The organism is Pseudomonas sp. F-14 TE3482 (assembly GCF_053629455.1).
In genome coordinates, this window is sequence record NZ_JBRJII010000001.1 from 3,133,798 (window position 1) to 3,143,100 (window position 9,303).

The window sequence follows — 9,303 nt, forward strand, 5'->3', positions numbered from 1 at the left end:
CTTCGCTGTGATTGACCCTGCGACCTTATTGATTTTCGTCGGCGCGGTGATGTTGTTGCTGCTGTCACCCGGACCGAACATGGCCTTCGTGATCAGCCATGGCGCCAGTTATGGCTGGCGCGGTGGTGTGGCGTCAGGATTGGGCATTGGCCTGGCCGATCTGATCCTGACGGCGCTGACTGCGATGGGTGTTACGGCACTGGTTGCCAGCTGGCCGCCGGCCTTCGACCTGATCCGTTATGCCGGGGGCCTGTACCTGCTGTGGCTGGCGTTCAAAGCGTTGCAAAAAACATCGGCCAGCGGCACGTCGGATGTGGCGCAGGTGCCGCTCAAGACCCTGCTGATCCGGGCGATGCTCAACAGCCTGCTGAACCCCAAGGCCTTACTGTTTTTCATGGTGTTTCTGCCGCAATTCGTTAACGCGCAGCGGGGGTCGATTGCCGTACAACTGGTGCTGCTGGGCATGGTGTTGACCTTGGTCAGTGGCGTGTTTCACACCCTGCTCGGGGTTTTCGGCAGTACGGTCAGCCGGCTTGTTTCCAGTACTTCGACATTCGCCAGATGGCAGTCATTGGGGCTGGCTGCAGTACTGCTGTTGCTCGCCGTCCGGTTAGTCCTGATGACTCGTCCGGCCTGACTCATTCGCTGAAAAGGAATCTCTGCATGTACATCGCATCGTTTATCTACAAACCCGGGCAACGGGACGAGGAGTTCAACCGTTTGAGCGCGTTGATCGACGAAGTCGCGATCAGCATCGAAGGGTTTGTCGGCACCCAATCCTGGTGCTCGGCCGATGGCGAGTTGGTCAACGCCAGTTATTACTGGCAGGACGAAACCTCTATACGAGAATTCGCCAGCCATCCCAGGCACCTGGAGGCCAAGCGTCAGTACCGCAAGTGGTACGCGGGTTATCAAGTGGTGATTGCTAAAGTGGAGCGGGCTTATGGTGATGACTCGTTCGAGCTGTTTGTGCCGAATGGTCGACCTGAGTGACTGGCTGCGGGGGCAATAGCGCCCGCAGCCGTTTCTTTCACTGGCGGGCGAGTTTCGCCGCTGCACGTTCGGTGATTTCCGAGCGCAGTTTCAACGACGCGGCAGCGCGTTTGCGGGCTTCCTCCAGCACGCTGACCGGCGCTGTCTCAGGGCTCCCCGAAGCAAACGGTGGCGCCGGCGCGTATTCCAGCTGCAACTGCACCAATTGCGCCGTGTCCTTATCAAACAATTCAGCCGCCAGGGTCAGGGCAAAATCGATCCCCGCGGTGATTCCGCCCCCGGTCAGCAGATTGCCGTCGCGCACCACCCGATCGTTCACCGGAATCGCTCCCAAAACCCCGAGCAACTCGTGATACGCCCAGTGAGTGGTGGCGCGTTTGCCCTTGAGTAACCCCGCCGCGCCAAGCACCAGCGCGCCGGTGCAGACCGAAGTGACATACCGCGCCTCGGCGGCCTTTGCCTTGATGAAGGCCAGGGTTTCTTCATCCTCCATCAACGGCCCGACACCGCTGCCGCCAGGAATGCAGATCACATCCAGCGGCGGGCAATCGTCGAAGGTGGTGGTCGGTTTCAACACCAGCCCGGTGCTCGCGGTGATCGGGACCAGATCCTTCCAGATCAGGTGCACTTTCACGTCCGGCAGCGAGGCCAGCACATCATAAGGGCCGGTCAGGTCCAGTTGTTGAACCTGTGGAAACAACAGAAAGCCGATCTGCAACGTCATGGCGTTTTTTCTCCTGGTTGGGTGGACGGCTTCACTCTAGGCTCGTAGGATCTGGCGCATACGCCAATCACCCCACGAATTACGCCAAACATGCCAAACATGCCGAACATCCCGAAAACCATTCATGTGCTGGCCTTTGCCAACGTGCAACTGCTCGACGTCACCGGGCCATTGCAGGTGTTCGCCTCGGCCAACGACATTGCCCGCCTGCAAGGTTTGCTGCCACCCTATGCGCCGTCGGTGATTGCCAGCGGCGGCGGGGCGGTGATGTCGTCGGCGGGGTTGGCGCTGTTGGCAGAGCCGCTGCCGGATCAGGGCAGCGACACTTTGATCATTGCCGGTGGCTGGGGCGTTTACGCGGCGGCGAAAGACGAGTCGCTGGTGGCCTGGGTGCGTGAGCATGGGACGGGGTGTCGGCGAGTGTCGTCGGTGTGCACCGGAGCGTTTTTGCTGGCGGCCAGCGGTTGGCTCGATGGGCGGCGGGTGGTCACGCACTGGACCCGTTGCGAGCAATTGGCACAGCGGCACCCCAAACTGCACGTCGAACCCAACCCGATCTTCATCAACGACGGCCCGGTCTGGACCTCGGCCGGTGTCACCGCGGGCATCGACCTGGCCCTGGCGATGGTTGAACAAGACCTCGGCCGAACCATGGCCCTGGACGTCGCCCGGCAATTGGTGGTGTTTCTCAAGCGTCCGGGGGGCCAGTCGCAGTTCAGCGTGACCCTGTCCCTGCAACAGGAAGGCAACCGCTTCGACGAACTTCATGCCTGGATCAGCGAAAACCTCACCAAGGATCTCGGCATCCCGACCTTGGCCTTGCAGGCTGGCATGAGCGAGCGCAGCTTCGTCCGTCACTACCGCGCCGACACCGGCCAGACTCCGGCGCGGGCCATCGAACTGATTCGGGTCGAGACCGCGCGACGTCTACTCAGCGACACCGGCGTACCGATCAAACGGGTCGCGGTGCAATGCGGGTTTGGCAGTGAAGAGACCTTGCGCCGCAGTTTTCTGCGAGCCATGGGCGTGACGCCGCAAGCCTACCGCGAGCGGTTTTCCGTCAGCCCTCCAGCAGATCCAGTAATGCCTTGAGCGTCGCTTCGGGCGCTTCTTCGGGAATGTTATGCCCGACGCCCGCCAGTACCCGGCGTTGGTAAGGGCCGGTGAAACGCTCGGCGTCTTCATCGATTTCAGACGCGGGGCCGACACCGTCATCGGCGCCGCACAGGGAAATCGTCGGCACGCTGATTGCCGGTTGCTGGGTCAACGCTTCTTCCATCCACTCCAGCGCCGGATCGCCGGGCGCATACATGAACCGGTGTCGGTACGAGTGAATCACCACCTCGACGAAATCCGGATTATCGAAGGCTGGCGCGCTCAAGGGAAAACGTTCGGCATTGTTGGCCCAGGTCGGCGACCACAACGTCCAGAGCAGTTCGCACAGGGCCCGGCGGTTTTGGGTCAAGCCTTCAACACCGCGCGGGGTGTGGAAGTAATACTGGTACCAGAGACGGTGTTCGGTCTGCGGATCCAGAGGCTGGGTGGAGTTGGGGATGTTCTGAAGGTTGTAACCATCCCCGGTCACCAGACAGCGCACCCGCTCCGGCCATAGCGCCGCAACAATGCACGCCGCCCGACCGCCCCAGTCGTAGCCACACAGAGCAGCTTGTTTGATGGCGAGGGCGTCCATCAGGTCCAGCAAATCCTGGGCGAGGACGGCTTGCTGGCCGGAGCGCAGGGTGTCGGGGGAGTTGAAGCGGGTCGGGCCATAGCCGCGCAGGTAGGGGACGATAACGCGGTAGCCCTTTGCGGCGAGGGCCGGGGCGATTTCGTCGTAGGCGCGGGGGGAGTAGGGGAAGCCGTGGAGCAGAATGACCGGGTCGCCGGTAGTGGGGCCGTGCTCTTCGTAGGCGAGATTGAGGCTGGGTGTCAGTGCGTATTGGATCTGCGCGTCATGGTTCATTCGACATTCCAGAGGGCTGTTTTGAGAGGCTGGTTCAAATAGACTCAGGGCCTTTGCCTCAGGCCTCCACGTCCGCCACCTGATTGAAATACTTCGACCGATCCGGCGTAAACGTCACGACCATTTTGGTTCTGGAACAGGTCAACGCCCGTTCTGCGCTCAAATCAATATCCAGATCTTCCCCGCGCAACCCCTGCCATTGGGCGAGGTATTTGAGGGATCCGTATTTTTCGAGTTTTTTCAGGCTGCGGCTGACGCCACCTTTCCAGCCTAGCACCGGAAGTTCACCGGTGAGGCATTGTCGGGCGAGGTCGGGGAAGCGGGCGGCGCGTTGGCGGCCGATTTCCCAGCATTTGATCAGGCCTTTGTCGTGGCCCTCCCACAGTTCATCCCGGTTCAGGCCTGATCGGAGTGGGGTGTCGATGCTGCGATGGATACGCTGAGTCATTCTGGTTCCTTGAATTCGGGTTTTGTTGGACAGCTCCGCTGTGCCCGTTGACGTGGATGGTAGGGATGGATGTAAGCGCTGGCAACAAGGTATTTCCGGATGTAGGAATGCGTTACCGCGTGTTGATTGGGCTGGTTTTGTTTAGTGATTGTAGGTTCGGCCTACCTGGCTCTGTGGCGAGGGGGCTTGCCCCCGTTCGGCTGCGCAGCGGCCGCAAAGCCAGCAAATGCGGTGCTTCTGGAGGAATGGGGTTGCAGATTTCAGGGCCGCTGCGCGCCCCAACGGGAGCAAGCTCCCTCGCCACAGAAGGTCAGCTCTGTCAGGCGGAGTGTGTTTAAGTTCATCGCGGGTAAGTCTCGATCCTACAAAAAGTGTCGTAAAAGTGGATATTTCCGACGAGTTTTGGCGGTTGTAGGTTAGGAAAGGGAGCCGATAGTCTTTCCGGGTCGCTGCCAATTCAGCGACCGGGTTTGGTCACCCGTGCAATGTCAGGCGTGCAAGCGCCAACGTGAGCATGTCGGCGCTTTTTCGTGCGCTTGTCGGTATGCTTCGCGGTGGGCTGTGCGCGGGGCACTTTCGAGTGCGCCGGGTGCCTGACTTCCCGGTTGACCAACCTGCGTACCGCCCACCACCCATCGTTTGGTCACGACGGCGGTGAGCTTCATGAATGTCAGGAGTTACACCATGATAAAAGACAGTCCCAATCCCCCAGAAACCGACAACGTTTCCCCCTACGAATCCCTCGATTCGAAAAAACTCCACGACGCCGCTGAACGCGCGCTCGACCACTACCTCAAACCCACCCCGAAAAAAACCGAAGGCCGCAAGCCAAGCAAAATGTTTCTGGTTGCACCGGATATGGATAACGAAAGTCTGCTGGCCCATGTTTGCGAATCACTGGCCTCAGCCAGCGTCATGACCAGCGACATTGCCGCCTATGTCAATGCTCCGCAGCGGCACACGCTCCTGGCGATTCAGCAGGTCATCATGCTGGCCGAGCTGGCGGTGAATCGGGTGCTCGATAACGTCGACGTGCCAAAACCCTCGCCACACAGCTGATCCCCTGTAGGAGCGGGCTTGCTCGCGAAAGCGGTGTGCCAGGCGACATCAATGTTGGATGTGAAATCGCCTTCGCGAGCAAGCCCGCTCCCACAGTTGAACGGTGTACATCTGTAGTAGCGAAGCAGGCGACTCGGTCTCAAGGCTGCCAAAAGTTTTTCTCGCCGCTCAACTTCCTGTTCAGGAAACTCGCCGCGCTGATCAGTGCCAGGTGCGTCAGCGCTTGTGGTGTGTTGCCCAGATGCCGGGCATGGCTGTCGAACTCTTCGGCATATAGCCCCAGCGGGTTGGCGTACTTCAGCAATTGCTCGAACTCCAGGTGCGCCTTCTCCACCTGGCCGGCACGGGCCAGGCATTCGACGTACCAGAATGAGCACGCGGCGAAGGCGCCTTCGGTGCCGGGCAGGCCGTCGATCTGGTTGTCGTCGTTGCGGTAGCGGTAGACCATGCCGGCGCGCACCAGGGTTTTCTCGATGGCTTCGAGGGTCGCGATCCAGCGCGGATCCTTGGCGCTGACGAAGCGCACCAGCGGCATCAATAGCATCGAGCCGTCGAGGCCGGTGCCGCCGATGTGCTGGACGAAATGTCCGCGTTCTTCATTCCAGAAGTTGCTCCAGATGTCGGTGTAGATCGCTTGACGGGTCTGGTCCCAGCGGGCGAACGGGGCGGGCAGCGAGCGTTTAGAGGCCAGCCGGATGGCGCGGTCCACGGCCACCCAGCACATCAGTCGCGAATGCAGGAAATGATACGGCTCGCCGCGCATTTCCCAGATGCCAACATCTTCTTGCTGCCAGGTTTCGCAGACCTGATCGACCACTTCCACGGTGTGTTTCCAGCCCTCATGGGAAATCGCTTCACCGTGCTTGTTGACCAGGTACACCGCGTCCAGCAGCTCGCCGAAGATGTCGAGCTGGATTTGATCGTAGGCCTGATTACCGATGCGTACCGGTGTCGCGCCGCCATGGCCGGACAAGTGTGGAAGTTCGACCTCCGGCAGTTCCTGGCGGCCATCGATGGCGTAGAGGATGTTGAGTTTCATGGTCTTGCCGTGACAATCCCTGACCCGACCGCGCAACCATCGGGTGTAGGCATTCGCTTCCTCGACGAAGCCCAGGCGCATGAAGGCATAGACGGTGAACGAAGCGTCGCGGATCCAGGTGTAGCGGTAGTCCCAGTTGCGTTCGCCACCGGGCGTTTCCGGCAGGCCGAAGGTGGCGGCGGCGAGGATGGCGCCGTGCTTGCGCGAGGTCAGTAGCTTCAAGGCCAGGGCCGAGCGATTGACCATTTCCCGCCAGCGACCGCGATAATTGGACTGGCCGATCCAGTCGCGCCAGAACTTCAAGGTGCGTTCCAGGCACAGCGCGGCGGCACCTTCCTTGAAGCGCGCATCGTCAACGCCGCCGAGCAGGAACTCGGCGCTCTGGTCCTGTTCGAGGATGAATTCGGCGACGGCTGCATGGCCCTCGATGCGTAAGGATTGATTCGAACACAGCTGCATGGCTGGCTGGCCGGTGGCCTCGAAATACACACTCCGATCACGTGCGCGGGCCTTGGTGTGAGCCCGGGCATAGTCATGCCGCACGGCGCAGCGCATGTGGATCGTCGCTTGTCCGCTGACCACTCGCACCCGGCGCATCAGCATCGGCAAATCATCTTCGCTGTCGCCGATGGGCAGCAGGTCGGTGACTTCGACCACCGCGTGATCGCTGAGCCAGCGGGTTTGCAGGACGTTGGTGTCGGGCAGGTAAATCTGCTCGCGGCGGGCGTCGGGCAGGTCCGGGGCCAGTTGGAAGATGCCGGCTTCGGGACTGTCCAGCAGCGCGCAGAAAATCGATGGACTGTCGAATTCCGGCCAGCAGAAAAAGTCCACGCTGCCCTTGTCGTTGACCAGCGCTGCGCTGCGCATGTCGCCAATGATGCCGTGGGCGTCGATGGCGCTTTGTCGTTCGGAATAATCAACCATTGCCGCAGTGCTCCGGGGACTGAGGGTCTAACTAGCTGACCGGTTTGAGCCACAGAGAGTTCATTTGCGGCAAACTGCCGCTTCCACAGGTAGCTGATCCATCCAACAGACTAATTTTCACCATCCTTCATCCGTTCTTCTGAACAGATAACCAATCGAGGTAAGTGCGGTGACAAAGCTGACACTGCTGTGCCTGCCCTATTCGGGCGCCAGCGCCATGGTCTATAGCCGCTGGCGGCGCCAGTTGCCGCCGTGGCTGCACTTGCAGCCGGTGGAGTTGCCGGGGCGGGGCGCCCGTTATGACGAACCCTTGCAGACCGACATGCGCGCCCTGGCCCTGCAATTGGCCAGGGAACACAAGCCGTCCTTGCACGGCCCTTACGCCTTGTTCGGTCACAGCCTGGGGGCGTTGCTGGCCTGTGAGATGGCCCACGCCTTTCGTGCCCTCGGTGCTCCAGAACCGGTGGCGCTGTTTGCTTCCGGCACGGCTGCCCCGACCATGCGCAGTGACTATGACCGTGGCTTCGCCGAACCGCAGAGTGACGAACAGTTGATCGATCAGCTGCGCACCTTCCAGGGCACCAGCGAGGAAGTGTTGGCCAATCAGGAGTTGATGAGCCTGACGCTGCCGATCCTGCGCGCTGATTTCATGCTCTGCGGACGCTTCCGCCCGATGCAGCGCCCACTGCTCAAGTGCCCCGTGCATGTGCTCGGCGGCAAGGAAGACAAGGCCACCACCGAGCAATTGATCGGCTGGAGCCAGGAAACCCTGGGCAGTTTCTCGGTGGACATGATGACCGGCGGGCATTTCTTCATTCATGAGCATGAAGCCAAGGTGCTGCGGATTATCAAGAATCATCTGGAAGTCCATCACCGACGTCATGCGCAGCTGGCCGCGTCGGTTTTTTAGCGCGCGCGGTTCACTTTATTGAGTGTTAACAGGAGGCCCGTCATGGGTGTTGCTGTGGGTTTTGCCGTTCGGCCGTTGCTGCCGGCGCGGGGTCGCTTGCCGCTGTTGGTGGAGGCGACCGAGCCGAATACCAGCCTGTTGGCGGTGTTCGATGAATTGAATGAACTGGTGAATGAGCATTTGCTGCGTGACGGCGGCATTCTGTTTCGCGGGTTCCAGCTGGACGGTGCCGAGCAGTTCCGCCAATTCGCCGCCGGCTTCGGTCATCCGCTGCTCAATTACGAGTTCGGTTCGACGCCGCGCACCAACGTCACCCAAGGGGTTTATACCTCCACCGAATACCCGGCGCATCAGAGCATTCCGTTGCACAACGAGCAGGCCTATTCCCGGGACTGGCCGATGAAAATCTGGTTCTACAGCATGATCGCCGCCACCTCGGGCGGTGAAACGCCGATTGCCGACAGCCGGGAAGTCTATCGGCGCATGCCTGTCGCGATTCGCGAGCGCTTCATCAGCAAGGGCCTGATGTACGTGCGCAATTTCGGCAACGGGCTGGACGTGGCCTGGGAGCAAGTGTTCAACACCGAAGACCGCGAGGTGGCCGAGGCCTACTGCAAGGCCCATGGCATCATTTGCGAGTGGAAGGACGACGGAGAGTTGCGCACCCGCCAGACGTGTCAGGCGGTGGCGCGTCATCCGGTGACCGGCGACATGGTCTGGTTCAATCAGGCTCACCTGTTCCACATTTCCAACCTGCAGCCGGAGGTGCGTGAAACCCTGCTGGACATCGTCGACGAGGAAGACCTGCCGCGTAACGTCTACTATGGCGACGGCTCGCCCATCGAGGATGAAGTGCTCAATGAAATTCGTGCGGTGCTCGATGACTGCGCCATCAGCTTTCCCTGGCAGGAGGGCGATGTGCTGATGCTCGACAACATGCTCTCGGCCCATGCCCGCGCGCCCTTCGAAGGCAAGCGCAAGGTGATTGTCGCGATGGCCGAAGGGCATTCCCAGGATGTGCGTTGAACCGATCGAAGCCCTGAAACACCTGTCGCCGAAGCCGGTCCTGTACCGGCTTCGGCGTTTTTGTGTTCACTTAAGAGCGTCCTGACTCAGCGAAACCTGTGGCGAGGGAGCTTGCTCCCGCTTGAGTGCGTAGCACTCACAAAAATCGGCAATGACTGTCAGATTTTTGGGCCGCTGCGCAGCCCAACGCGAGCAAGCTCGCTCGCCACAGGGACTG

Annotated in this window: 10 protein-coding genes; 6 read left to right on the top strand and 4 right to left on the bottom strand. The window is 60.7% G+C overall.

Annotated elements, in window-relative coordinates; all coding sequences use genetic code 11:
- The first annotated feature begins 7 nt into the window (after window positions 1-7).
- Together AB7M26_RS14160 and AB7M26_RS14165 are read left to right on the top strand one after the other, a co-directional pair.
- A complete protein-coding gene (locus AB7M26_RS14160; protein WP_123497983.1) occupies window positions 8-637 on the top strand; it encodes a LysE family translocator in 630 nt (209 codons plus the stop codon).
- 26 nt (window positions 638-663) lie between these two features.
- Window positions 664-993 (top strand): antibiotic biosynthesis monooxygenase family protein, encoded by a 330-nt coding sequence (locus AB7M26_RS14165; RefSeq protein ID WP_008013488.1) that lies wholly within the window; start codon window positions 664-666, stop codon window positions 991-993.
- A gap of 37 nt (window positions 994-1,030) precedes the next feature.
- Here the strand turns inward: AB7M26_RS14165 and inhA are convergent, their stop codons facing one another.
- Window positions 1,031-1,717, bottom strand: coding sequence for an isonitrile hydratase (gene inhA / locus AB7M26_RS14170; protein ID WP_123497981.1), 687 nt, complete (start codon window positions 1,715-1,717; stop codon window positions 1,031-1,033).
- Window positions 1,718-1,816: 99 nt separating this feature from the next.
- Between inhA and AB7M26_RS14175 the strand changes: the two genes are divergently transcribed.
- The gene (locus AB7M26_RS14175; RefSeq protein WP_123498006.1) at window positions 1,817-2,809 is read left to right on the top strand and encodes a GlxA family transcriptional regulator; all 993 of its coding nucleotides are present in this window, start codon (window positions 1,817-1,819) and stop codon (window positions 2,807-2,809) included.
- On the opposite strand, the gene AB7M26_RS14180 is transcribed toward AB7M26_RS14175, so the two are convergent.
- Window positions 2,778-3,680: an alpha/beta fold hydrolase gene (locus AB7M26_RS14180; RefSeq protein WP_429384848.1), complete on the bottom strand. Its 903-nt coding sequence runs from the start codon at window positions 3,678-3,680 to the stop codon at window positions 2,778-2,780. The genes AB7M26_RS14175 and AB7M26_RS14180 overlap by 32 nt on opposite strands.
- A gap of 58 nt (window positions 3,681-3,738) precedes the next feature.
- A complete protein-coding gene (locus tag AB7M26_RS14185) occupies window positions 3,739-4,128 on the bottom strand; it encodes a hypothetical protein (RefSeq protein WP_123497975.1) in 390 nt (129 codons plus the stop codon).
- 684 nt (window positions 4,129-4,812) lie between these two features.
- Here AB7M26_RS14185 and AB7M26_RS14190 point away from each other — a divergent pair.
- Window positions 4,813-5,187, top strand: a complete 375-nt coding sequence (locus tag AB7M26_RS14190; protein ID WP_123497973.1) for a DUF6124 family protein — start codon at window positions 4,813-4,815, stop codon at window positions 5,185-5,187.
- A 139-nt stretch (window positions 5,188-5,326) separates the two neighbouring features.
- Here the strand turns inward: AB7M26_RS14190 and AB7M26_RS14195 are convergent, their stop codons facing one another.
- Entirely contained in the window at window positions 5,327-7,150 is a 1,824-nt protein-coding gene (locus AB7M26_RS14195) for a glycoside hydrolase family 15 protein (protein WP_429384852.1), read from the bottom strand.
- Window positions 7,151-7,319: 169 nt separating this feature from the next.
- Between AB7M26_RS14195 and AB7M26_RS14200 the strand changes: the two genes are divergently transcribed.
- A complete protein-coding gene (locus AB7M26_RS14200; protein ID WP_429384855.1) occupies window positions 7,320-8,060 on the top strand; it encodes a thioesterase II family protein in 741 nt (246 codons plus the stop codon).
- A 42-nt stretch (window positions 8,061-8,102) separates the two neighbouring features.
- Window positions 8,103-9,086, top strand: coding sequence for a TauD/TfdA family dioxygenase (locus AB7M26_RS14205; RefSeq protein ID WP_429384858.1), 984 nt, complete (start codon window positions 8,103-8,105; stop codon window positions 9,084-9,086).
- The last annotated feature ends 217 nt before the right edge of the window (window positions 9,087-9,303 follow it).

Coding starts and splice junctions, on each gene's coding strand:
- AB7M26_RS14190 (WP_123497973.1), top strand. CDS start 4,813: ATGATAAAAGACAGTCCCAATCCCCCAGAAACCGACAACGTTTCCCCC.
- AB7M26_RS14205 (WP_429384858.1), top strand. CDS start 8,103: ATGGGTGTTGCTGTGGGTTTTGCCGTTCGGCCGTTGCTGCCGGCGCGG.
- inhA (WP_123497981.1), bottom strand. CDS start 1,717: ATGACGTTGCAGATCGGCTTTCTGTTGTTTCCACAGGTTCAACAACTG.
- AB7M26_RS14185 (WP_123497975.1), bottom strand. CDS start 4,128: ATGACTCAGCGTATCCATCGCAGCATCGACACCCCACTCCGATCAGGC.
- AB7M26_RS14175 (WP_123498006.1), top strand. CDS start 1,817: ATGCCGAACATCCCGAAAACCATTCATGTGCTGGCCTTTGCCAACGTG.
- AB7M26_RS14180 (WP_429384848.1), bottom strand. CDS start 3,680: ATGAACCATGACGCGCAGATCCAATACGCACTGACACCCAGCCTCAAT.
- AB7M26_RS14165 (WP_008013488.1), top strand. CDS start 664: ATGTACATCGCATCGTTTATCTACAAACCCGGGCAACGGGACGAGGAG.
- AB7M26_RS14195 (WP_429384852.1), bottom strand. CDS start 7,150: ATGGTTGATTATTCCGAACGACAAAGCGCCATCGACGCCCACGGCATC.